The organism is Tianweitania populi (genome assembly GCF_014652875.1).
Taxonomy (GTDB): Bacteria; Pseudomonadota; Alphaproteobacteria; order Rhizobiales; family Rhizobiaceae; genus Tianweitania; species Tianweitania populi.
The window spans coordinates 364,997-387,959 of record NZ_BMZQ01000001.1 but is presented as its reverse complement, the minus strand read 5'-3'; the positions used below and the strand labels follow the sequence as shown (position 1 = coordinate 387,959).

The window sequence follows — 22,963 nt, the reverse complement described above, 5'->3', positions numbered from 1 at the left end:
CCAGCCTTATCTCGTGAGTTCAGGTCAGCGCATCTGCCGGATGCGCGGCTGAGCATCGCCAGCGGCCATCAACTCGCTGATTGCCCAGACAAGCGCATCCACCCGGTCCGGCGAACGGCCATCGGCCAGCCCATCCGCGCCGAAGTCGCACATTTCGTCTTCCAGTTCGGGAAAGCGTGTCGCGTGGATCACGCGCCCTTGCGCATAAAGCGCCGCGATCGGTTCCGCCCGCAGCCACTTGCCGCGTTTTGCGCGAACAGCCTTCACCGGCACGCTTGCATCCACCGCCCGCAGCACGCTTTCCACCATCGCGCCGCCCTGGTTCACTTCCGCCACGATGCAATCGGCATTCAGCTTGCCGTAAAGCCGCACCACGACCGCCGCCCATTGATGCGGCGCGACACCGGACACTGTCGCATCTGCCAGCACCACGGCATGCCCCCCGGCATCCAGCCCCGCCGCGACAATGCCGCAGCGGTTGCCCTTGCCTTGCCCACCAGCCGGCGGATCGACCGCGACCACGATGCGCCCGATCTCCCCCACCGGCCGCCTCGCCGACTCTAGCAGAACCCGTGTCCAAAGCGCGTCCTGCCGGTCGTCTATCAGCTCGCCCTCGAGCTCCTGCCGCCCCAGCCGCGTGCCGCCGTAAAGCCTGTTCACGGTCGCCATGAAGCTCGGCGCGAGATTGTCGGCATTGTCGCTCGTCTTCATCCGCGTTACCGCGACCGTCGCATCCGCCAGCAGCCGCTTCATCAGCGGCGTCGGCTTGGGCGTCGTGGTCAGGATCTGTCGCGGCCGCTTGCCCAGCCGAAGCCCGAACTGCAGCATGTCGAACACGCTTTCCGCGTTCTTCCATTTCGCAACTTCATCGCACCACGCCGCCGCAAACTGCGGCCCCCGCAGACTTTCTGGATCTTCGGACGAAAAGATCTGCGCCACCGCGCCATTGTCCCAGACCAACCGCCGCCGCGTCGCTTCAAAACGCGGCCGGTCATGCCGTGCGATCGTCACCAACCCGGACGGCCCGTCGATCATCACCTCGCGCACATCGCCCAAGGTTTCGCCCACCAGCGCGATCTGCCCATGCCGGTCACCGAGTTCCGCGAAAGGCGGATAGCCCCGCACCATCGCATTGACCCACTCCGCCCCCAACCGCGTCTTGCCCGACCCGCGCCCGCCGATCACCAGCCAGGTGTCGGGCTTGTCATCGAACAGCGGGTACTGCTGCGGTCGGGCGATCGCGATCCATTCCCGCGCGATCAGCCGCGCCTCGTCTTCACTGAGGTTAGCCAGGTTTGTTGGCTGTTCCCCTTTCTGTTCCTCGGGCGAGATCGAGGATTCGCTGGTCGATCCGTTGGATAATGGTGCCGACCCGCTCATCTCTTTCCCCACTCCCCGCCTGCGCCTCCGCTTCCTGGGACGAGACCATGTCCTTCAGCTTTTCGATGGCGCGAAACAGCACGCCGATCATGTCGATGCGTGATTTGTCGACGGTGGGACTGGCTTCGCTTTCGCCGATCAGCGTATCGATCAGCTTTTCCAGTTTTTCGATCCGGCCTTGCAGCCGAAGCTTGCGTCCTGCCCCGGTGCCTGCCGCATAGGCATCCACCCATTTGTCCCGCAGGGCCTTGGCGAAAATGGTATCTTCCGGAATACGGCCCGCCGTGGCGAGGATCGGAAGTGTGGGTCGCGCCCCCTCATAGATCGCGCGAAGAGCCGCCCAGGTCGGCCCGACCTTTGCTGTCATGTCTAAAATCTATCCCCGGCTGATGCGTCTCGTGCGACTGTCCGCGTCGACGCTTTCCCGCGCCGCCGGCTCTCAGTCACAACTGTCTGACGATAGCTGTAACCTACCCGAGCACCGTCACGGTGTCAAGGACTATTTTCCTATTTGGGAAATGCGTGCGGCCTATGTGGAAGGACATCGGCCGACGAGCTGCGCATTCAGCCCCGTCTAAAGCTGTTCGCGCAGCTTCGCTCCAAGCATGGCCTTAAGGCGCTCAAGCTCTGGGTCGGTCCACCCCGAAGGCCGCGTTACATAGACCCAGCCGTCGATATAATGCTCGGGCGCGTAGACATGGCCGTAGCCCATCGGGGTCGTCGTGGCCGTCATAAGATCGACTACCAATTGCAGGAACGTGATGACCGGATACCAGCGCAGATCGGGGGACACATCCGGCGCCCGCTTACCCTCCAACCAGGCCGGACGTCGATAGGCGGCACGGGTATCGAAGAAGGTGATGGGGTCGCTGCCATATTGCAGAAAAGCGATGCGAAACCCGTTGCCGGCACTCTCCAGACCAAGCTGGTTCGTCTGGTTGGTGAAGCGGATCGGCCAAGCACTGTCCAAACGCGGCAGCCAGGCCGGCGAGTTGGGCAAGCGCGCCTGCGTGGCTTCGCGCCAGGTCGGCGTGTTGAAGGGCGGCCCCACCAGGAACACGCCGTCAAACGGATCGTCGATCACCTGGAACAGGTTGGTAGACAGATCGGAGTTCAGCGCGCCCAGACTGAGGCCATGCAGGTAAAGCCTCGGCCGGGTTTTCGTGGGAAGATCGCGCCAATAGCCATAGATCGCCGCGAACACGGCCCTCGATGTCTCGGCACCGACATCCGGCTCCGCAAGAAGCGCTAGCCAACTCGCCAGATAGGAATATTGCACCGCCACGGTAGAGACGTCGCCGCGATGCAAATATTCCAGGGGTTGCTGGGATGCGGGATCGAGCCAGCCAGTGCCTGTGGGCGTCGCGATCACAAGAACCGAGCGATCGAACCCGCCGATGCGCTTCAACTCCTCGAGAGCGAGTTGCGCGCGATCCTCGATCGTTTCGGCTGATTCCACGCCGACATAGACCCTGAGCGGCTCCATTGCGGGCGCTCCGGTGAAAGCCTCGATATCGGCTTTATTTGGCCCCGCCGCGATTGCCTGCCGTCCCGTCCGGCCAAGATGATCCCACTCCAGCAAAGAAGCGGAGCTGCCGGTTTTCAGCGGGTCCGTCGGCTGTCCGACGCTGTCTTCGATCAAGGCATCGAACTGTTGGTAGGACGCATCCATCACACGGAACACGGCGCTTGCCAGCAAACCGTTGCCCAAAAACCAGAACAACCAGAAGGCCAGCACCAGCGCGATCAGATAGGAAAGCCGGCGCGGCAGGTGACGTTTCAAGCGTTGCGCGATGGTGAAGAACGCCATGCGAAACAGCCATCCGAGGGTGGTCAAAACAAGTGCCACGATCAGCGCAATGCCGCCCACGGCAAACGGCCTCACGCTGGCGACCGGCTCCAATCCCATGAGAAGCCGAACGGAGTTCTGCCAGGCGGACGCCTGCCACAAAAAGACCGCTCCGACGACGAGCGCGATCATCGTGATGACGATCTTCACGCTGAAGGCATGGCGGCGGTGAACGCCTTTGTGCAAGCCGAGATAGAGCCCAAGCCACTTCAGAAGCATCGCAATCGCGTAGCCGACCGAAAAGGCCACACCCGACAACAGGCCCTGAACCAGGAAGTCCCTCGGCAGAAGGCTCGGCGTCAGTGATGCAGCGAAGAAGACCGTTCCCAAGCACAAGGCCGGCACGGAAAAGGATCGGGGAAAGCTAAGAAACAGGTCTTTCATGCGCGTCCGATACCCCGAAAGACCCGTCGATATCAAAAGCTGATCGCAGCTTGCGCAAAGGTTTCGCGATGCAGAGCGGCGGCCCGGGCTCTCTCGGTCAGAGCTAAATTGGAGAACCGACGCAACGTCACCGAATCTCTTACAAGTTCGTTAGGTCAATCGCCCTACCGTGCCTTCAGAAGTCGCTGACGCTGCACCGCTTTCTCCTTGAAGTGTGACATGAAAGCCTGCCATCGTAATTCCGGGCGAAGGGACGCGCCCGACCTGCTTGCACTTGTTTGTTTCGCGTAGAAAAGCTTGCCGGACCGTCGCCATGGATGAGCCACAGAAACCTCGCGGGAAACGCGGTCGCCTGTCTGCCGCAATGCTTGCGACGGATGCCTGGCTTGATTCCAGCCTTTATGAGGCGCGCTTCCAGTTCGGCCGTGCTTGGGAAAACATCACCATCTTTTCGCGCCGCTTCCGCGTGCGCGGCTGGCGGCGCGGTCTGGTCGAGCTTGCGTCCGAAGGCTTCACCATGGGTGCGGTCGGCACGGTGATCCTCTTGGCGCTCGCGATGCCCGCCTTCCAGGAAACCAACACCGACTGGCGCAATCAGGGCGATTTCGCCGTTACCTTCCTAGACCGCTACGGCAACGAGATCGGCCAGCGCGGCATCATCCAGCGCGATTCCGTGCCGATCGACGAGATGCCGGATCATGTGATCCAAGCACTGCTTGCCACCGAAGACCGCCGCTTCTTTACCCATTGGGGCATCGACTTCCTCGGCCTCGGTCGGGCCATGAGCGAGAACATGCGCGCCAATGGCGTGGTCCAGGGCGGCTCGACGCTGACGCAGCAGCTCGCCAAGAACCTGTTCTTGACCAACGAGCGCACCTTTGATCGCAAGATCAAGGAAGCCTTCCTTGCGATCTGGCTGGAAACCAACCTCAGCAAGAAAGAAATTCTCCAGCTTTATCTCGACCGCGGCTATATGGGCGGCGGCACGTTCGGCATCACGGCGGCGGCTGATTTCTATTTCGGCAAGTCGGTGAAGGACCTCAACCTGTCGGAAGCCGCCATGCTGGCCGGCCTGTTCAAGGCGCCCGCCAAATACGCGCCCCACATCAACCTGCCGGCCGCGCGAGGTCGTGCCAATGAAGTCTTGAGCAACCTCGTTCAGGGCGGCTTCCTTACCGAAGGCCAGGTCTTGTCCGCCCGTCTGCATCCGGCAAGCATCGTGGATCGCGGCGAGCGGCCGAGCCCGGACTATTTCCTCGACTGGGCCTTCGAACAGGCCAAGCAGATCGCCGAACCCTATGGCATCCGCTCCATGGTCGCGCGCACCACGATCGACCTGAACCTGCAGCATGCGGCCGAAGAATCGCTCGAATTCATGCTGCGCCAGCACGGCAAGCAGTACCGGGTCGACCAGGGCGCGCTGGTGATGCTGGAAACCAATGGCGCCGTGCGCGCCATCGTCGGCGGACGCGATTACGGCACGTCGCAGTTCAACCGCGCCACCAAGGCGCTCCGGCAAACCGGCTCGTCCTTCAAGCCCTATGTCTATGCCACCGCCATGGAACACGGCTTCAAGGCTGATTCCGTGATTTCCGACGGGCCGATCACCTGGAACGGCTGGTCGCCCAAGAACTACGGCCGCTCCTTCTCCGGCCGCATGTCGCTGACCACCGCTCTCGTAAAGTCGATCAACACCGTGCCCGTGCGCCTCGCCAAGGATCATCTCGGCATTCCGCCGATCAAGGCGATGGCCGAATCCTTTGGTGTGGAGTCCAAGCTCGAAGCTCACAAGACCATGGTGCTCGGCACATCCGGCATGACCGTGATGGATCAGGCGACGGGCTATGAGGTCTTCGCAAACGGCGGTTATGCCGGCATGCGCCACGGCATCACTCAGCTGTCCAACCATTCCGGCAAAGTGTTCTACGACCGCGAGCGCGACGCCCCGCCGCCGCACCGCGTCCTGTCGGAACAGGCCACGGCCTCGATGAATTCGATGCTCGTGCAGGTGCCTGAAATCGGCACCGGCCGTCGCGCCGCCCTGCCCGGCATCCGCTCGGCCGGCAAGTCGGGCACGACGCAGGCCTATCGCGATGCCTGGTATGTCGGCTTCACCGGCAACTATCTCGCCGCCGTCTGGCTCGGCAATGACGACTTCACATCCACCAACGAGATGACCGGCGGTTCTATGCCCGCCATGGTCTGGCAGCGGCTGATGGCTTATGCGCATCGCAATGTCGAGTTGAAGCCGATCCCGCTGATCGAAAAGCCCTTCATCGACAAGCCCGCCGACGCCCAGGCCATCGCCGGCCTCGCCTCCAATGCCGGAGACAGCCCCATGGATGAAGCGCCGCGCATCCTGTCGCCCGCGACCACACGCGTCCTGGCCGAGATCGAAGCGGCGTTCGCGGGCAGTGCGCCCGCTCAGATTTCTGCCCGCGACAAGCTGTCGGCGCTTTGAGGCATTGCACTTGAGCAGTCGCGCCGCTTGCGGCGGCAACCCGGCTCACGCTATGGCGGGTCACCTCGCCACGGCGCTTTCATGCTGAAAACCGTTCTCCTTGTTGGCCTCACGCTCGCGATCGCCCTCGGCGGCGGTGCCGGCAGCGTGCTTTATGCGCTGAACCATAGCGCGAGCTTCGGCGCGATCCGCGTCGGTCCATGGGTCGCCTTGCCTGATGTCGGCACGCCCGATGCAGATCCCTACATGCAGGCCCGTTACGCCCGCGAAGGCAGCCTTGCGCTTGGCCGCGCTGAAGGCGTCGAGTTCCGCGCGTCGGTGGATACACAAAACCAGCCGCTCAGCATCCAGTGCCGCTATGCGGTTGAAGGCGAAACCCCGCCTGCCCGCTTCTGGACGCTCTATGCCACGGATGAAAAACAGGTATCCTTGACGGGCATCGGCGAACGCGCCGCCGCCACCAGCTCGCTCGCCATCCTGCGCGAAGCAGAAACCACGCGCTTCGTCGTGGAAGTCGGCGCCGAGCCCGCATCCGGCAACTGGCTGCCCATCTCCGGCACCGGCTCCATGCAGCTTGTTCTGACGCTCTACGACACGCCCTTGGCTAACCGTTCGGCCTCCGACACAAACCTTCCCGTCATTCGCCGGATCGCCTGCGATGGGTAAGCTTCTTTACGCAATTCTGGTCGGCCTGGTGGGTGCCGCGATCATCCACATCGCGATCCTGTTCCTCATCCCGCACACCACGAGCCGCGATGCCTGGAGCCAGCTGGAAGAGGCCGGCGAGCTTTATCAGGTGACACCGGCCACCGGTTCAAGCGCCGATGTCGTGCCGCTTGTGCGCAACGGCGATCCGCTCTTTCGCGCCGCCGCCTGCCGCTTCGATCTCGCCGATGGCGGCTTGCAACTCTCCTCGCCGCACCAACTGCCGTTCTGGAGCCTGTCGATCCATGACCGCGCCGGCCAAACCACCTACAGCCTCACCGACCGCGCCGCATCCGCAGGCCTGCTGGACGTGGTGATCATGTCGCCCTTGCAGATGGTCGAGATGCGCCGCGCCATGCCGAACGATCTCGAGCGCGCCGTGTTCATAGAAAGCACGACCAGCGAAGGCATTGCGCTCGTGCGCGCACTGGTACCCGATCAAAGCTGGAACAGCGTCGCCGACCGCTTCTTCCGCGATCTCAACTGCCAGCCGCTGCCTTAACGCCTCAGCCCTGCAACAGCGCCGGAACTGTCGCGGTCGACCGCAAGGCAATGTCGCGCCGAGCCGAGACTGTGTGGTTGCCCTCCATCCGCTCATAGCGAATGCCCGGAAAGATGATGATGTCCGCCGGTGTCTCCGGGCTGCGCTGTCCCGATTTGCTTTCGGCACGCGGTTTGAAGTTCAAGATATTCGTCATGATCTGCAAGCCCTCTCATTTCGATAGGAGCAAGTGACTCAACGCCTCCGTCTCCCATCCAGCCAGCTGACGGTTAATGGCTTGCTAACGCCTCCCAGCTAATTTGATTGATAGGCGCTTGGGCGCCTTTCATGCACCCTTTTCAACCCAACAGACATGACCGCGTCACAGGATTTCCGCCATATCGCTGAGAAGCACGATGCGAGCCGCGCGGACCGCCTGTTTCGTGCTGCGATATCGGCATTCTGTGCGCTGACACGGCCGAGCCGGCGCGACATCATCCAGCTGGAGGAGCTTTGCCTTCAGCTCTATGACAACGTGTCGGAAGACTCGCGGCGCTATGTGTCCGCCGTTCTCAGCGAAAGCAAGTTCGCCCCGCCGGCCCTCGTCCGTCGCCTCGCCGGCGAGCGCATCGAAATCGCCGCACCGCTTCTGCTGAAATCCAACGCCTTGACCGATGTCGACCTCGTCGCTCTTGTCGGCCGCCGCGGTGCCAGCCATGCGCGCGTCATCATCCAGCGCAAGGATCTCACGCCTACCACAGCGGTGCTGATCGAAAAGGCGCTGCTGTCGCGCCAGCGTCTTGCCAAGCCCGGCATCGCCGAAGCCGCGCGCGAAAGCCTGCGCGCGATGATGCAGCCGGGATCGCCCGCCGGCCCCGCTGCCGCCACACAGCCAGACCCTGCTCATCCCGCCTATGAGACACTCCGCGCAACCGCTTTGACGGGCTCACTTCCATTCTTCGAAACGGCACTTGCCGAAGCGCTGGAGATCGAAGGCGGCCAGGCGCATTCCATCGTGGCCTCCTCCGACAAGCGCGATTTCTCGCGCGTGCTGAAGGCGCTGCGGCTCATTCCGGAACAAGCCTTCCTGCTTGTTGCCGCAACCTTTCCCGCCGGCTTCGGCCACGCCCAGGCCATCCAGTCTTTCGTGTCGCGCTATGAGGCGATCTCGCCGGAAGAAGCCGCGGCAACCCTGCGCCTTTACCAAGCCGATGCCGTGTTCGCCGGCGTCAGCCGCCGCCTGGCGGGCAACGGTAATGCTGCATCCCAACCGCAGCGGGCCCATCAGGTCGCTTAAGCCGCGACCGAGAGCAGTTCATCCACCGTCAGCTTGCCGGGCTCGATTTCGATCACCCAGATATCGGGATCGAAGCGCATTTCCTTCGCCAGCCGCGCTTCCACAGCCGCATCGTCAGCGCCTTCGAGCATGAGCGAAAACTGCCGCTCGCTCGGCCGTTCCTCGTCATAGCTCGTTTGCGGCGCCGGCCCGAACAGGGTCACCTCGCCCATGCGGTTGCGCGTTGTCACGAACACCGCGCCCGCTTCCGTTGCGCCCTTACGAACAACCGCGGCAAAGCCGCCATCGCCGAACACGCGCCGTGTCAAAGCCGAAACAAAGAAGTCCGAGGTCAGCCGCATCTCAGGCCGCCTCGTCCATGCGTCTTGTATCGAACACGTCCTGCGCGCGATGCACCTCGGCCATATGATCCAGCGTCCACTGGTTCAGCGCCATGAACGGCTCCTTCAGCGTCACGCCTAGCGGGGTCACCGAATATTCCACGGCGATCGGCGAACCTGACAGCACCCGGCGCGCCACGATGCCGTTGCGCTCCAAGCGGCGCAGACATTGCGTCAGCGCCTTCTGCGTCACGCCACCCAACTGCCGCCGCACCTCGTTGAACCGCAGCGGGCGCTCGCACAGGGCAGCCAGCACCGCGATCGACCATTTGTCGGTGATCTGATCCAGAATGACCCGGTTCGGGCTCTTCTCGCCCGCGGAATATCCAGGTGTCGACGGCATCGTTTCTTCTCCCGGTTCGTTGCAACAAAGGACCCTGGTATCTTCCGGCCTACCTGGTGTCGATCAGGCGCCTCATTGACACCTGGTATCTAGTGTATACCTCAGCCGCGTAATCCACGGAGTTTTTGCTTTATGTCTTTGTCGAATGTCGACGTCCTGTTTCAGCCGTTCAAACTGAAGTCGCTCGAACTGAAAAACCGCATCGTCATGGCCCCGATGACGCGCACCTTTGCCGCCGAAGGCATCCCCGGCGAAACCAACGCCGCCTATTACCGCCGCCGCGCCGAGGGCGACGTCGGCCTGATCCTGTCCGAAGGCACGGTGATCGACCGCCCGGGCTCGCGCAACCATCCGGGCATTCCCTTCTTCCATGGCGAAGCCGCTCTCGCCGGCTGGAAGACTGTCATCGACACGGTTCATGCCGCCGGCGGCAAGATGGGGCCGCAGGTCTGGCATACGGGCTCTACGGTCATCGCTGGTTTGGACTGGGCACAGCCCGAGCCGATCGAAAGCCCGTCCGGCCTCCTTGCACCCGGCAAGCCGCACGGCATCGCGATGACCGAAGAGATGATCGCCGACACAATCGCGGCTTATGCACGCTCGGCAGCCGACGCCAAGCGTCTCGGCTTCGACACGGTCGAACTCCATGGCGCCCACGGCTACCTGATCGACGAGTTCTTCTGGAGCGGCACCAATGAGCGCACCGACGCCTGGGGCGGCTCAACCATAAAGGAGCGGTCGCGCTTTGGCGTGGAGGTCGTCAAAGCCGTGCGTGAAGCCGTCGGTCCGGACTTCCCCGTGATCCTGCGCCTCAGCCAGTGGAAGCAGCAGGATTACACGACCCGCCTCGCCAACACGCCGGACGAAATGGCGGATTGGCTGGTGCCTCTGGTGGAAGCCGGAACCGATATTCTCCATTGCTCGCAGCGCCGCTTCTGGGAGCCCGAATTTGCGGATGTCGATGGTGCGGAAGGCCTGAACTTCGCGGGCTGGGCCAAGAAGCTCACAGGTGCGGCCACGATCAGCGTCGGCTCGGTCGGCCTGTCCAGCGACTTCATGGGCGCCTTCAAGGGCGAGAACTCGCAGCGCAGCGATATCAGCCAGCTGTTGCACCGCATGGAACGCGAGGAGTTCGACCTGATCGCGGTGGGCCGTGCCCTGATCGCCGATCCACAATGGGTCACGAAGATCCGCGCGCAGGACGAAGCCGGCTTGAAGAACTTTGACGCCACCACGCTCGGCGAACTCGTTTAAACGACGTCGGCGACCGGCCTGATCTTAACTGGTCAGGCCGATTTCCCGCATCTTGACGTACAGCTCCTCGTCGGGTTCGCCGGTCACGGCCAAGCCGAACAGCGACTGGAATTCACGAATGGCATTGCGGGTCTTGGTGCCCACCATGCCATCAATCTCCACACTTTCGTTGCCGAACGCCCGCAACCCCGCCTGTATGCGGCTGATGCGCTCCTGCGTCGGCAGGCCGGATGCCGCGACAGAGCCCGTCGCTGCTTCATGGGCGCGCGCGGCGGGATCAGCAGCCGACGGAGTTGTCGAAGCCGGCCTGATCGAAGCCGTGCTGCCCGTGCTGGTCGTAACGCCGAGTTGCGACAGAAGCGCGTCGTCGATCTCGCCCGTCATCGGCTGACCGACGATTTTCTGATAGGTCAGGATTGCCTCGGCCGTGTCCGTGCCCAGCGCACCATCGACCTTGCCGCGATAAAGCTTGAGGTCCTGCAGCACGGTCTGCACCTGCTGCACGGTAGGGTCGCCGGACGGCACCGCCTCGCCGGTTGTCGTGTTCCTTTGAACCGGCTCCTGGCCTTCCAGCGGCAACACGTTCTGCGGCAGGTCGCGCGTCGGGAAGAACGCGCCCTTATGGAAGTGCGGCTGATACCACATCGCATTCGCCGACACGAAAAACAGCGCGATCAGAAACGCCGTCGTGCCGCCAACCATCATCGGGTTGCGCGCAACGGCCGCACCGCCAGCAGCCGCGACGCGACGCACCAGGCTGTCGGCGGCCGGCGGCGGCGTCGGTTGCTTACGCGCTCTTGCGGTAGGTTTCTGCGTTTTGCGTGCCATGATCCACCATCCAGTCCATTCCCTCGTTCATCGAGGTTTGATCCGGTCCATCGACCGGAAGCGTCACCGTCACCGTTGTGCCTTCACCCGGCGTGCTCGCCACGGAAAGCGTTCCCTTATGCAGGCCCACCAGTCCCTTCACGATCGACAGGCCGAGGCCAGCACCCTCGTGGTGACGGGTGTAATCGTTGCGCACCTGCACGAACGGCCGCCCGATCTGCGCCAGATCGCAGTCGGCGATGCCGATGCCGGTATCGCTGATCCAGAACTGCAGCTTCCGCCCCTGCCGATGCGCGCCCACCGTCACCGCCCCGCCTTCGGGCGTGAACTTGATCGCGTTGCCGACGAGATTGATCAAGGTCTGCTGGATTGCGCGACGATCACCGCACAACTCGCCGACATTGCGCTCGATCTGCACCCGCAGCGCCACATGCTTGGCCGAAGCCTGCCCCGCCAGCATCGAGCGGCAGAATTCCACGGCTTCCTCGAAGCGGAACGGCTCCGGCGAAATCGTGTAAGTGCCCGACTCGATCTTGGACACATCCAGGATCGAGTTCACCACCGACAGCAGATGCTGGCCGCTATCCCGCACGATCCCGACATATTCAGTCTGCCGCGGATCCGCGAAGGGACCAGCCATGCCCTGGATCATCATGTCGGAAAAACCGATGATCGCGTTCAGCGGCGTGCGCAACTCGTGGCTGACGGCGGCCAGAAACCGGCTCTTGGCGACATCCAGACTATCCGCCCGTTCGGTCGCGATGGTCGCCTGGCGAAGAAGGTCGGCGTAGTCCTGCCGGTTGCGGATCAGAAGGAACACGCTGAGATCGGCCGCGCGCTGCGTCATCGACACCGTGAACAGCCTGATAGCCGAACCGGTCTCGCCTTCCGGCACGCGGATGCGCAGATCCACCATCTGCATCGCGCCCGTGAGCCGCAGGTTCGCCAGCGCCGTCATGTAGATCACACGATCCGACACATGCAGGCGATCAAACAGCGCCGAACCCAGGAGATGCTCCGTCGGCAGGCCCAGCACGTCCTTGGAGCGCGCATTGGCGCTCAGGACTTCGCCCGATGTATCGAGCCGCAGCACGGCGCAATCCGATAGCGTGTCGAGCTCCGAGGTCGCTTCGTCGCGCAGAACCACGCTCGGGCCAACCCAATCGTCGCGGCGCAGAACCAGCGTCAGCAGATAGCCAACCGGCAGCAGCCAGTGCCACAAACCGCCCGGCACATCAGGCAGCATGTCAAAGGCGTGCAGTCCGACGATCGCACCCAGCGTAGCCGCGCCCACCAGGCTGCCCGCCTGCAAGGCACGGCGGCTGCGGCCGGCCCACCAGGCTTCAATCGGCAGAGCCGCCAGAACCAGCGCCACCGGCGATCCAGCGCCGCCAGCACAGGCCACGACGGTCGCCAAACCTAGGGCGCCCAGCACCAGCGCACCAAGAGCTGCCGGCGCGAAGCGGCCGGTGGATGCGAGCGCGGCGACGGTCGTCCAGGATGCGGCAATGGCAGAGCAGATCAACGCCAGCATGATCGGCGCGGAATAGACTACGGCAAGGTAGGGCGTTGCGAGCGCGGCCAGCACCAGCGGCCCGAGCAGAAGGAGGCCGGTCAGGCGCAGGTGCCGCTTCGCATCCCCTTCCGAGGCGCGCACGTTCACCAGCCGACGGCAAGCAGCGGCAAGACCAGCTTTCCAGTCGCCAGATCTGCGGGCTGAATTACTCAATACAACGCACTCACTTCAGTCGCGGGGCACGAAACTTCATCGAGGGCGAAAGTCGCATCCAGCGTTTAAGGAAGAGATAAGCTCGCGCTAAAGGTGCCCATTTCCGTCGTACCGAAACGGCGCATCCGGGCGTTCCAAGCGGTTCGATTTGCCTTATGGTTAATCGTAGGTAGCGTGAGCTCCGACAGACTATGTGGCCATGTCTAGATACTTACGAGCCAACTGCCGGCACCTCACCATCCAGCCTAATCAACACCTTACATGGTTAATCAATTCTTACCGCGAAGAACCTGATTTAATTCGCCTTTTCCTTGGTTGAACGCCCATGACAAACCCCCTCAAATTACCTAAAATGCGGGGGAATGCCGCAAGCTGGCTTTGCCGGCTGCGGTTCAGGATGGCTGGTTCGAGGCGCCGGATGCTGGCCTCATTGGGGATGTCGCGATGACGTTTCTGTTGCGGATGGGATTTTGGTTCTCGCTGGTGCTTCTCGCACTGCCGTTCGGCTTTGGCGGCGAAAACAGCGAAGCGCCCTCTGTCGGCCCGATCCAGACCTTCTTTGCCGCTAAGGAAGCGATGAGCGACGTCGCCGGCCTGTGCGAGCGCAAGCCGGATGTGTGCGAAACCGGCCGTGCCGCCTTCGACACGATCAGCGTTCGCGCCCGCGAAAGCGCGCGGCTCGCCATCGAGATGGTGGATCCCGAAATCCCCGAGAAACAGCCGAAGCCGCCGGTCAGCGGCGCGCCTGATGTCATCAACCCAGCTGCCGCGCTCCTGCCCGCTCCGGCCGAAGCCGCTGTGGCTTTGACGCCCGACAGCTTCGTGATCCCTATCCCCTCGGCACGCCCGCTCGACGCTCCACATTCCTGAAGCTTTCTTGATTTCAGCCGCAATGGCTGGATGACGCTCGGCCCGTCGTCACCTATATCCGCGCCATGACCGCTTCCATCGACACGATCCGCTCGGACTTCTCCCTTCTCGATGATTGGGAAGATCGTTACCGCTATGTCATCGAGCTGGGCCAGGACCTGCCGCCCTATCCCGAAGCCGCGCGCGACGAGGCGCACAAGGTGCGGGGCTGCGCCAGCCAGGTCTGGCTGGTCGGCCAGACGTCCGGCGACCATGATCCGGTGATGACCTATCAGGGCGACTCTGACGCCCATATCGTGCGCGGCCTCGTGGCGATCGTTCTGGCGCTGTATTCCGGCCGCCACGCGTCGGAAATCCTCGCCATCGATTTCGACGAAACCTTGCGCACGCTCGGCTTGAACGAACATCTCAGCCCGCAGCGCTCCAACGGTCTGCGCTCGATGGTGCAGCGCATCCGCGCGGACGCGCAGGCCATCGCTGCCTGACCATCAACCGATCGTCGGTCGGTAATCTTCTGTGCCCCAATGGAAGCTGCGCGGCCGCGTCGAATGAGGGCGTGGCGGCTCGTAAAAGCGCGCCAGCGCACCAAGGGCGGCCTTCAGCATCACCTTGCCCGACCGAACCGGCCAGCCGCGCTCGGCTTCCACCTGTTCCAGCCCTTTGAGGAAGCAGCAGATATCGAGCAGCACGCCGGACAGTTCCGGCCCCGTCGCTTCCACGGCCTTTTCCACCCGCTGGCGCGCGGCGAGTGCCGCATCCGTCAGGTCCACCGCACCACCGGCCCCACCGCCGCGCCGGCTTGAACCCGGCATCGCCTGCCAGGTCGCGCCCAGCTTCGGCATCAGCTGGCCGCGTGTGAAATCGCTGCGCAGCCGCTCGCCGGCCCGCAACTCCGCCTCGCTTAAATAGCTTCGCCCATCCTTGCCGCGCCGCCGCGCGATCTGCGCCAGCGGCGATTCCGCCAGGTTGATCGTGACGCTTTCCCAACCCTCTTCCGTTTCCATGCTGGTCTGGTCGAGCTCCCGATGCTGCGCACCGAAGCTGTCCGCCTGCTCCCGCCGCGCAAGCTGTCCTGCTTCCGTCAGGCTGAGCGCATCGCCATCGCGTGCCACCAGCCGCTGCTTGAGCAGGCCGGCAACAACACCAGCCGCAACCGCAATCACCCCGCGCTCGCTGCGCAGCATCACCTTGCCGGTCGCCGTTGTTTCCAGCGTGGCATCCTGTTTTCCCAGGAAGGCCAGCACGCGGCGGCTCTGTTGTTGTGTCTCGAAATCACTCATCGCAGGCTCCACACTTTGCGGCCGCGCATCACCGTCTTGGCGATATGTTCGGTGCGGGCCAGGATCGCGTCGAAGGTCGGGTCGTCGCGCAGGTCCTCGATCAGGTGAACGGCATGCAGCACGGTTGTGCGGTCACGCCCGAAGCCGCGGCCGACCTCGGCCATGCTCATGTCGAGGACGGTGTGGGCGACATACATGGCGATCTGCCGGATACGCGCGACCTGGCCGCGAGACCGACCGGGCATCCGCAACTCCTTGCCGCAAACGCCGTAGAAGGCGGATGCGAGATCGATCACACAATCGCAGAGTTCCACGATCGCTTCTTCGCGTCCCTGGCGGTCTTCCTCACCCCCGCCCTCGCATTCGTCCTCGATCTGGCCAACCCGTTCTGCCGCACTCGTTCCCACCACGCGCTCTCCCGATATAGGAATACGTTCTTATACCGGGTTCGTCCTGGCATGTGAACAAAAAAGGAACATGCGAGAACAGTGAGAAGATCTAACATGTTGATCTCGTGGGGTGATTTGTGGTTCTGCAGTGTTTTTGCACAAGGATCTGATCCCCACCCCCTCCTGGCCAAGGTGATGATCTCCGCCTGTTTGCAAGCGGAGTTCATCTATGCCTATCGGACAAGAAAAGGCCGCGTTCCTGCGCGCCAAGGCGGAGTATAGCGATCATGCAAGGCAGACGGCCGCCGTGTTCATCTTATGCGGGATCGATCTGGCTGCGGGCCTTCGATCGCCTAAGCCGGAGCGTTTGAAGCTGGTCGCCAGACTGCGCCGTTTGATCGAGCGCGAACGGCTGCGTGGCGTCAATCGCCACTGGAGCTACGATCTCAACCGCCATATCGCGATGAAGCAGGCGCTGGATCGCTTGATTCGAGGCCAGAGCGGCGCGCCGCTGGCCCTATAGTGCAGGCAAACAGCCCAGAATCAAAAAGCGGCGCCGTGGCGCCGCTTCGATCAGATCAAATCCGGAAAGCTTAGCGAGCTGCCTTCGGCTTGCGGCCAAGACCCATGGACTTGGCGAGCTGCGAACGCGCTGCCGCATAGTTCGGCGCGACCATTGGGTAGCTGGAATCGAGGCCCCACTTCTCGCGATACTGCTCAGGCGTCATGCTGTAATGGGTCATCAAGTGACGCTTCAAAGACTTGAACTTCTTCCCGTCTTCGAGACACACGATGTAATCATCGTGAACCGACTTCTTCGGGTTTACGGCGGGCTTCTGCTTGTCCTGAACAACAGGCTCCGCAGCGGCCACGGAACTTCCAACGCGGCCCAATGCAGCGTGAATATCGGCAATTAGATTTGGCAATTCAGAAGCAGGAACTGAATTGTTGCTGACATAAGCAGCCACAACATCGGCGGTCAGTTCCATCAAAGCATCATCATTACGAGCAGGAGTATCGTCAATTTGCATAATGGGGGGCCCCAAGGCAGTTCGTGATATTGTTTAGTGCGCTGGAAGCGCTGATGGGCCAAATCACCATGCGTTCGGCGCAACGGGATAAAGCATGCACCCTATTTGGTGAAGACTTGGGCCCCTGTCAAATGAATATTCATTAATATAGGACCCTAACTGAGCACTGAGCCAACCCTTTTTGTAGCACATCGAAGGGAGGCAATAGCTTATTTGACGGGCAGTCTGCAGGAGAAGTGGAGTCTATTCGGACGCTTCAGCCGGTTTTGAAACGGGAGCGTCAATCATATTATCCATTTCGTTGCGCACTGAGCCGCGCCAAAGCGGATAACCTGCGGTCAGTGCCGCACGGGCGAGCAGATGTGCTGAGATCGGCGCCGTTATAATGAAAAACACGATGGCCGCTAACACCCGTGTGGCGACCGCCAGATCGGCTTCAACCACCGCCAAGGCCAGCAAAATCACGCAGGAACCAAGCGTTCCGGCCTTTGAAGCGGCATGCATGCGTGAATATACATCAGGAAGCCGCAGCAACCCGATGGCGGCCGTCAAAGTAAAGAGCGAACCAACAAGCAAAAGAATGGCAGCAATGCTGTCACATATCGCATCCATCATGTGCCCTGCTCTCCATTCAAACGCTTTTCTGTCTCGTCGCTGCGCTGCTGGATCTTGCCCTGCAGGCTGAGCGTAAAGCGTGCGAATGCGACGGTGGCAAGGAAGCCCACCAATCCCAGCGCCAGTGCGATATCGACATAGAGCGTAAAGCCGGTCTTGATCCCGATCGTCGCGATGAAGCCGATCGCAATCACCACCAACGTATCGAGCCCCACCACCCGGTCGGGCAGGGTCGGTCCACGCAACACGCGCCACATCGCCATCAGAAAAGCGAGGCTGAGTACGCCTAAGGCGACATGGATCGCAATCCATAGGAAGTCGGCGGCAAGGTTCATCCGAATGCCTCCAGAATCCGACGCTCGAAGCCGCTTTCGATATCGGCGCGAATGCCCTCGGGATCGGCTGCGTCCAGCGCATGGATGATCAGATGGCTGCGGTCAGCCGTCACATCGACCGTCAGCGTTCCCGGCGTCAGCGTGATCAAGTTGGCCAAAAGCGCGATCTGGAAATCACTTTGCACCCGCAGCGGGTAGACGATGATGCCCGGCTTCACCTGCATCCGCGGTTGCAGCACCAGCACCAGCACGCGCCAGGCGGACTTGATGAGTTCGACAATGAACAGCACCAGAAGCGCGACGATCTTTCCAGGACGCCGCACACTTTGCGGCGTGCCGAGCTGAAAGCGCACCAGCGTCAAGGCGACAGCCGAAAGCAGCAGGCCAAGCAGAAGGTTCGGCAGCGTCCAGCTACCGGTGATGCCAAGCCAGATCAGGGTGAACAAACAGGCAAGCAGCACGGGCATCAGTTTTGCCCTCCGAACACTGCCTGCACGTAGGCCGCCGGGTCGAGCAGCCCGTCGGCGGCGCGGCTTGCTGCCTGCACGAAAGGCTCGGGATAGAGGCCCATCAGGAGCGCTACCGCCGTCAGCGCCAACATCGGTCCCGGCCAGGACGATCGCTTGCCTTCCGCCAAAACAGCATCTGCAACTGCCGGACGCCAGACGGTGAGCAGAAAGAACCGGCCAAGCGTAATGATCGTCAACAGGCTCGATACAAGGATCGCCGCCGTGAGCCAGCCATGCTGCGCTTCCAGCGCCGCGCGCACCACCATGATCTTCGGCCAAAGCCCCGAGCCCGGCGGCAGACCGGCGATGCAGAGCATCAGGATGAACGCCACGCCCGTCAGAAGCGGAACCGAGGACAGCCCGCCCAGCACATGCAGGGATGCGCTGCCGGCACGATCGGCAATGAAGCCGGCCAGCAGATAGAACGCGGTCAGCGCGACCATGGAGTGCAGCGCGTAGAAGATGCCGCCCGCCAGCGCCGGCCCGGTCCCGATCGCAAGACCCGACAGCATCACGCCCACGCCGGAAATCACCAGAAACCCCACCATGCGCCGGATATCGCTTTGCGCCAAAGCACCCAGCGCACCCAGCACCATCGTCACCGCCGCAATCCAGGCCATCACGCCCGACAAACCGGCCAGTTGCATCGGAAACAGCAGAACCAGAACCCGCAGCAGCGCATACACGCCCACCTTCGTCAGCACGCCGCCGAAGAAGGCGGAAGTGACGACATTCGGCGTATGGTAGGCGGCCGGCAGCCAGGCCTGTACCGGGAACGCCGCCGCCTTCATCGCGAAGGCGGTGAGATAGAGCGCGGCCAGCGTCATCAGCGGGGCGCCATCGAGTTGTGGCACTTTTCTGACGATGTCGGCCATATTGAGCGTGCCGAGCACGCCATAAAGGTAGCCCGTCGCGATCAGGAAGAGCGTCGTGCCGATCAGGTTCAGCACCCCGTATTTCAGCGTCCCGTCGAGCTGAGCCCGGGTCGAGCCAACTACCAGCAGTCCGAAGGACGAGATCAGGAAGACCTCGAACCAGACATACATGTTGAAGATGTCGCCGGTCAGAAACGCGCCGTTCACGCCAACCGAGGTCAGCAGCAGAAACGGGAAATAGCCGTAGCGCCGTGCCGGCCGCTCGATCGACTGGACGGCCGCCACACCGCAAGCCAGCGCCACCAGCGATGCCGTACAGGCAAAGAGAGCGCCCAGCACATCCACGGTGAACGAGATGCCGAAAGGCGGCAGCCAGCGCCCCATCGTCATGACCACAGTGCCTGACGTCCAAACCCGCACGAACAGCGCCATGGTGGCGAGCGACACCAGCGCCAGCGTCGCCACTGCGATCGGCGCCTGCCAGTGCAAGCGTTTGCGCAGCATCAAAAGCGATGCGCCGGCGATGATCGGCAGAGCAATCGGCACGATCGCCAGCCAGTCCCCGGCCGGCGTAGCGGTGGTGATCATCGCGCCTGTGATATCGATCGGTCCGGCCACGTCAGTATCCCATCGGCGGCAGGACCTCGCCCTCAGGCTCGGCAACCCTGAGCTTCACCGTGTCGTCGGTTCCGACCTCCTGATAGGTGCGGAAGGTCAGCACCAGCAAAAAGGCAAAGAAGGAGAAGGAAATCACGATCGCCGTCAGGATCAGCGCCTGCGGCAGCGGATTGGCCGTTTGCCCCGTCAGTTGCATCATGTCCGGCGCCATCACCGGCGGCACCTCGCGCATGATCCGTCCGGCCGCGAAGATCAGCAGGTTTACCGCATTGCCGAACACCACGATGCCCAACAGAATGCGCACGATCGCCTTCGACAGCATCAGATAAATGCCGGCGGCGAAGAACAAACCGACGAGGAGCGAAAAGACGGCTTCCATCATCCCTCGCCCGAATCTTCCAGCGCCAGGGCAATCGACGTCATCGCCCCTGCCACCACGAGATAAACGCCGATGTCGAACAGGATGATGGTCGCGACATCGAAATGGAAAAGCGGTGCCGTCGTCCAGACACCGGTCAGGTACGGCGTGTCACGGAAGAAGGACGGCAGGCCGGAGATGGCCGACAGCAGCAGTCCAGTTCCGGCCACCGACATCGGATGAAACCACATTGCGCGACGCGCTTCGGGCACTCCGAAGGCGATTCCATAGAGGGCGAAGGCGGAAGCGGCGAGAAGACCGCCGATGAAGCCGCCACCGGGCTCGTTATGCCCGCGCAGCGTCACAAAAGCGGAAAAAAGCAGCACCAAAGCGGTCAAATACGGCGCAATCGATCGGAAAATCAGCGTCTTCATGGCCGATTTTCCCGCTTTTCCCGAGGTGTGCCGATACGGATAATAGCCAGGATCGCCAGCCCGGTGATCGTCACCACAGCGATCTCACCCAGCGTATCGAACCCGCGGAAATCGACGATGATGACGTTCACGACATTGCGCCCATGCGCGATGAGCCGGGCGTTGGCATTGAAGAAGTCCGTCAGCGCCGTATCGAAAACACCTTGCGTCACCTTCAGCAGAAGCAGGCCGAAGCCCAGTCCGCAGGCAATCGCAATCGTGCCGTCGAGCAGCTTCTCGTTCCAGGGCCGATGGTCGGTCGGGTCGAGCCGGATGCGCGTCATGACAAGCGCCAGGATGACCACCGACAGCGTTTCCACCATGAACTGGGTGAAGGACAGATCCGGCGCGCCCATCAACAGGAAAAGCACAGCAACTGCAAAGCCTTGGATGCCAAGGGAGGCGATGGCGGTCAGGCGATTGCGGGTACGCAACACGGCGTAAAGACCGGTGACCGCCACCAGCATCACCGCCCATTCATGCAGCTGGAGCATCGGAATGGAAGGCAAAGCCGGTAGCTCGCCGGCAAGGATCATCGGCAGAAGCAGTGCTGCGGCGATCACCACGAAAGCGACAGTAATATACACGTCGAGCCGCCCGTTCTGCACCACGGCCGTGACACGCACCGCCAGCCGAACTAGTCCGCGCATGACTTGATCGAAGCCACGATCCGGCCCCCAGCCAAACGCCGCCAGCCCACCGCTAATGCCGCGGCGCAAGCCATCAAGACCTAGATAGAGCACAGCGCCGATCGCAAGAGTGAACAGCGAAAGGCCGAAGGCGAGGCTTATATGCGGCAAGGGCGAAGCATGGTTGCGCACCGACGCGTCTGCTATGGCGCTGGCCATTGGATCAGCCAGAAAGCTGTAGAACCAATAGGATAGCAGAGAAAGCCCAAGCCCTGCCACGGCAAGCACCACTGGCCCCAGCCACAACAGCACCGGCGCCTCATGCGCAGCCTGCGGCGTTGGGCGCGTTTCACCAATGAAGGGCTTCAAGCCGACCTCAAAACCGATGGCGACCATGGCGGCGTTGCCGAGGATGGCGACGATCAGCACCAGCAGCGACCAAGCCCCCGCGCCTCCCGTCAAAGCCTCATAGATCGTTTCCTTGGCAAGGAAGCCGGTGAAAAGCGGGATGCCGGCCATGGAAAGCCCCGCGCCCAAGGCTGCCGCAAAGGTCAGCGGCATGGTGCGCCGCAAACCGCTCAGGTCTTCGATCCGCCGGGTGCCGGTTTCATGGTCGAGAATGCCGACCACCATGAACAGCGCGCCTTTGAACAGCGCATGCGCGATGAGATAAAGCACGGCCGCCAGCACCGCCGTTTCGGTGCCGAAGCCGGTCAGCATCACCAAAAGACCGAGCGAGCCGACGGTCGTGTAAGCCAGCATCAGCTTGAGATCGCTTTGGCGTAGCGCCAGCACGCTGCCAACGATCAGGGTCGTGCCCCCGAACAGCGGCAGAATGGTTTGCCAAAGTGCGGTGTCACCCATCACCGGGTTCAAGCGCATCAGCAGGTAAACGCCGGCCTTCACCATGGTTGCCGAATGCAGATAGGCCGACACGGGCGTCGGCGCTTCCATGGCGTTGGGCAGCCAGAAGTGAAACGGGAACTGCGCGGACTTGGTGAAAGCGGCAAGCAGGATAAGGATCAGCGCCGGCGTGTAGAAGGCGCTTGTGCGCAGGGCATCACGATCGGCCAATAGCGCTGACAGCGTGTCCGTCGTGGTCGCCATGCCGATCGTGATGAGACCGGCTAGCAGCGCCAGACCGCCCATTCCCGTGACGACAAGCGCCTGCAGGGCTGCGCGGCGGCTGGCTTCGCGCTGATGATCGAAGCCGATCAGCAGGAAGGAGGCGATGGAGGTCAGTTCCCAGAACACGAACAGCGTCAGGAACCCGTCGGCCGCGACGAGCCCCTGCATCGCGCCCATGAAGAGCAGCAGGAAACCCATGAAGCGGCCGTGATGCGGATGGCCCTTGAGGTAGCCGCCGGCATAGAGCACGATCAGAAAACCGATGCCGGAGATCAGCAGCGCGAAAGCAAGCGAGAGACCGTCCAGATACCAGGACAGGCTGACGCCCAGGCTGGGAATCCAGTCGAGGCCACCGACAACGGCCGTGCCTTCCGAAATCGACCGGATCTGCGAGGCGAAGGCGAAGAAGGCAAAGGCGGGGATCGAAGCGAGCAGCCAGGCTCCTGCCACGCCCATCCGGCGCATCACCATTGGCGCCAAAGCCGCGCCGATGAACGGCAGGCCAAGCGCAATCAATAATGTTGCATCCGTGGCCTGCTGCATGCCTCTCCTTTGACGCTGTTTCGCGTGGCGATCCCGAGTTCTCAAGCCTGCCTATCGCGGGTTGCATCAAACTGCCACCTGGGAAATTGCCTGTACAACCAAGGATATGGCCTCGATAGCCATTCTCCACGGGATTTTGGCAGCGGTGCGCGGATGACTTCGGATCATCAAATGCCTATGTTTCCGGTAGTTTCGCGCGTTTACCAACATCTGCTTCTT

At 62.5% G+C, this 22,963-nt stretch carries 26 protein-coding genes; 8 read left to right on the top strand and 18 right to left on the bottom strand.

The window, feature by feature from the left end; genetic code table 11:
* Window positions 1-24: 24 nt before the first annotated feature.
* The 3 genes from IE166_RS01890 to IE166_RS01880 form a co-directional block, all read right to left on the bottom strand.
* Window positions 25-1,380, bottom strand: coding sequence for a DNA-packaging protein (locus IE166_RS01890; protein WP_189501321.1), 1,356 nt, complete (start codon window positions 1,378-1,380; stop codon window positions 25-27).
* The gene (locus IE166_RS01885; protein WP_189501319.1) at window positions 1,286-1,747 is read right to left on the bottom strand and encodes a hypothetical protein; all 462 of its coding nucleotides are present in this window, start codon (window positions 1,745-1,747) and stop codon (window positions 1,286-1,288) included. Before IE166_RS01885 ends, IE166_RS01890 begins: the two co-directional genes overlap by 95 nt.
* A gap of 207 nt (window positions 1,748-1,954) precedes the next feature.
* Window positions 1,955-3,613, bottom strand: coding sequence for an alpha/beta hydrolase (locus IE166_RS01880; protein WP_189501317.1), 1,659 nt, complete (start codon window positions 3,611-3,613; stop codon window positions 1,955-1,957).
* A gap of 313 nt (window positions 3,614-3,926) precedes the next feature.
* Here IE166_RS01880 and IE166_RS01875 point away from each other — a divergent pair, with 313 nt between their 5' ends.
* The 3 genes from IE166_RS01875 to IE166_RS01865 all read left to right on the top strand — a co-directional run bounded on the left by IE166_RS01875 (window position 3,927) and on the right by IE166_RS01865 (window position 7,281).
* Window positions 3,927-6,074, top strand: coding sequence for a transglycosylase domain-containing protein (locus IE166_RS01875; protein ID WP_189501315.1), 2,148 nt, complete (start codon window positions 3,927-3,929; stop codon window positions 6,072-6,074).
* An 81-nt stretch (window positions 6,075-6,155) separates the two neighbouring features.
* A complete protein-coding gene (locus IE166_RS01870) occupies window positions 6,156-6,740 on the top strand; it encodes a DUF1214 domain-containing protein (protein ID WP_189501313.1) in 585 nt (194 codons plus the stop codon).
* Window positions 6,733-7,281 carry a DUF1254 domain-containing protein gene (locus IE166_RS01865; RefSeq protein WP_189501311.1) on the top strand — a complete coding sequence of 183 codons (549 nt, stop codon included), beginning with the start codon at window positions 6,733-6,735 and terminating at the stop codon, window positions 7,279-7,281. The genes IE166_RS01870 and IE166_RS01865 overlap by 8 nt, the downstream gene beginning before the upstream one ends.
* A gap of 4 nt (window positions 7,282-7,285) precedes the next feature.
* Here the strand turns inward: IE166_RS01865 and IE166_RS01860 are convergent, their stop codons facing one another.
* Window positions 7,286-7,477, bottom strand: coding sequence for a hypothetical protein (locus IE166_RS01860; RefSeq protein ID WP_189501308.1), 192 nt, complete (start codon window positions 7,475-7,477; stop codon window positions 7,286-7,288).
* Between the two features lie 156 nt (window positions 7,478-7,633).
* Here IE166_RS01860 and IE166_RS01855 point away from each other — a divergent pair, with 156 nt between their 5' ends.
* A complete protein-coding gene (locus IE166_RS01855) occupies window positions 7,634-8,557 on the top strand; it encodes a hypothetical protein (protein ID WP_244641291.1) in 924 nt (307 codons plus the stop codon).
* Here IE166_RS01855 and IE166_RS01850 read toward each other — a convergent pair.
* Together IE166_RS01850 and IE166_RS01845 are read right to left on the bottom strand one after the other, a co-directional pair.
* Window positions 8,554-8,898 (bottom strand): DUF1491 family protein, encoded by a 345-nt coding sequence (locus IE166_RS01850; protein WP_189501306.1) that lies wholly within the window; start codon window positions 8,896-8,898, stop codon window positions 8,554-8,556. The two genes, IE166_RS01855 and IE166_RS01850, sit on opposite strands and share 4 nt — an antisense overlap.
* Window position 8,899: 1 nt before the next feature.
* Window positions 8,900-9,280: a winged helix-turn-helix transcriptional regulator gene (locus IE166_RS01845; RefSeq protein ID WP_189501304.1), complete on the bottom strand. Its 381-nt coding sequence runs from the start codon at window positions 9,278-9,280 to the stop codon at window positions 8,900-8,902.
* A 132-nt stretch (window positions 9,281-9,412) separates the two neighbouring features.
* Between IE166_RS01845 and IE166_RS01840 the strand changes: the two genes are divergently transcribed.
* A complete protein-coding gene (locus IE166_RS01840; RefSeq protein ID WP_189501302.1) occupies window positions 9,413-10,534 on the top strand; it encodes an NADH:flavin oxidoreductase in 1,122 nt (373 codons plus the stop codon).
* Between the two features lie 24 nt (window positions 10,535-10,558).
* On the opposite strand, the gene IE166_RS01835 is transcribed toward IE166_RS01840, so the two are convergent.
* Window positions 10,559-11,362: a peptidoglycan-binding domain-containing protein gene (locus IE166_RS01835; protein WP_189501300.1), complete on the bottom strand. Its 804-nt coding sequence runs from the start codon at window positions 11,360-11,362 to the stop codon at window positions 10,559-10,561.
* Window positions 11,322-13,025 carry a PAS domain-containing sensor histidine kinase gene (locus IE166_RS01830; protein WP_189501298.1) on the bottom strand — a complete coding sequence of 568 codons (1,704 nt, stop codon included), beginning with the start codon at window positions 13,023-13,025 and terminating at the stop codon, window positions 11,322-11,324. Before IE166_RS01830 ends, IE166_RS01835 begins: the two co-directional genes overlap by 41 nt.
* Window positions 13,026-13,535: 510 nt before the next feature.
* On the opposite strand from IE166_RS01830, the gene IE166_RS01825 reads away from it, so the two are divergent.
* Window positions 13,536-13,961 (top strand): DUF5330 domain-containing protein, encoded by a 426-nt coding sequence (locus IE166_RS01825; RefSeq protein ID WP_189501296.1) that lies wholly within the window; start codon window positions 13,536-13,538, stop codon window positions 13,959-13,961.
* Window positions 13,962-14,026: 65 nt separating this feature from the next.
* Window positions 14,027-14,446: a SufE family protein gene (locus IE166_RS01820; RefSeq protein WP_189501294.1), complete on the top strand. Its 420-nt coding sequence runs from the start codon at window positions 14,027-14,029 to the stop codon at window positions 14,444-14,446.
* 3 nt (window positions 14,447-14,449) lie between these two features.
* Here IE166_RS01820 and IE166_RS01815 read toward each other — a convergent pair whose 3' ends face one another.
* Both IE166_RS01815 and IE166_RS01810 read right to left on the bottom strand, forming a co-directional pair.
* Window positions 14,450-15,241: a DUF6456 domain-containing protein gene (locus IE166_RS01815; RefSeq protein WP_244641290.1), complete on the bottom strand. Its 792-nt coding sequence runs from the start codon at window positions 15,239-15,241 to the stop codon at window positions 14,450-14,452.
* Window positions 15,238-15,651: a helix-turn-helix domain-containing protein gene (locus tag IE166_RS01810; protein ID WP_244641289.1), complete on the bottom strand. Its 414-nt coding sequence runs from the start codon at window positions 15,649-15,651 to the stop codon at window positions 15,238-15,240. Before IE166_RS01810 ends, IE166_RS01815 begins: the two co-directional genes overlap by 4 nt.
* A 208-nt stretch (window positions 15,652-15,859) precedes the next feature.
* Here IE166_RS01810 and IE166_RS01805 point away from each other — a divergent pair, with 208 nt between their 5' ends.
* Window positions 15,860-16,153: a cytoplasmic protein gene (locus IE166_RS01805; protein WP_189501292.1), complete on the top strand. Its 294-nt coding sequence runs from the start codon at window positions 15,860-15,862 to the stop codon at window positions 16,151-16,153.
* Window positions 16,154-16,223: 70 nt separating this feature from the next.
* On the opposite strand, the gene IE166_RS01800 is transcribed toward IE166_RS01805, so the two are convergent.
* From IE166_RS01800 to IE166_RS01765, 8 genes are all read right to left on the bottom strand, one after another.
* The gene (locus IE166_RS01800; protein WP_189501290.1) at window positions 16,224-16,661 is read right to left on the bottom strand and encodes a MucR family transcriptional regulator; all 438 of its coding nucleotides are present in this window, start codon (window positions 16,659-16,661) and stop codon (window positions 16,224-16,226) included.
* A 243-nt stretch (window positions 16,662-16,904) separates the two neighbouring features.
* Window positions 16,905-17,276, bottom strand: coding sequence for a monovalent cation/H(+) antiporter subunit G (gene mnhG / locus IE166_RS01795; RefSeq protein WP_189501288.1), 372 nt, complete (start codon window positions 17,274-17,276; stop codon window positions 16,905-16,907).
* On the bottom strand, window positions 17,273-17,611 hold the full coding sequence (locus tag IE166_RS01790; protein ID WP_189501285.1) for a cation:proton antiporter: 339 nt from the start codon (window positions 17,609-17,611) through the stop codon (window positions 17,273-17,275). Before IE166_RS01790 ends, mnhG begins: the two co-directional genes overlap by 4 nt.
* Entirely contained in the window at window positions 17,608-18,078 is a 471-nt protein-coding gene (locus tag IE166_RS01785; protein WP_189501283.1) for a Na+/H+ antiporter subunit E, read from the bottom strand. Before IE166_RS01785 ends, IE166_RS01790 begins: the two co-directional genes overlap by 4 nt.
* Window positions 18,078-19,583, bottom strand: coding sequence for a Na+/H+ antiporter subunit D (locus IE166_RS01780; RefSeq protein ID WP_189503179.1), 1,506 nt, complete (start codon window positions 19,581-19,583; stop codon window positions 18,078-18,080). The genes IE166_RS01785 and IE166_RS01780 overlap by 1 nt, the downstream gene beginning before the upstream one ends.
* 31 nt (window positions 19,584-19,614) lie before the next feature.
* Window positions 19,615-19,992: a Na+/H+ antiporter subunit C gene (locus IE166_RS01775; RefSeq protein ID WP_189503178.1), complete on the bottom strand. Its 378-nt coding sequence runs from the start codon at window positions 19,990-19,992 to the stop codon at window positions 19,615-19,617.
* On the bottom strand, window positions 19,992-20,405 hold the full coding sequence (locus IE166_RS01770) for an MnhB domain-containing protein (RefSeq protein WP_189501281.1): 414 nt from the start codon (window positions 20,403-20,405) through the stop codon (window positions 19,992-19,994). The genes IE166_RS01775 and IE166_RS01770 overlap by 1 nt, the downstream gene beginning before the upstream one ends.
* Window positions 20,402-22,744: a putative monovalent cation/H+ antiporter subunit A gene (locus tag IE166_RS01765; RefSeq protein WP_189501279.1), complete on the bottom strand. Its 2,343-nt coding sequence runs from the start codon at window positions 22,742-22,744 to the stop codon at window positions 20,402-20,404. Before IE166_RS01765 ends, IE166_RS01770 begins: the two co-directional genes overlap by 4 nt.
* Window positions 22,745-22,963: the final 219 nt, after the last annotated feature.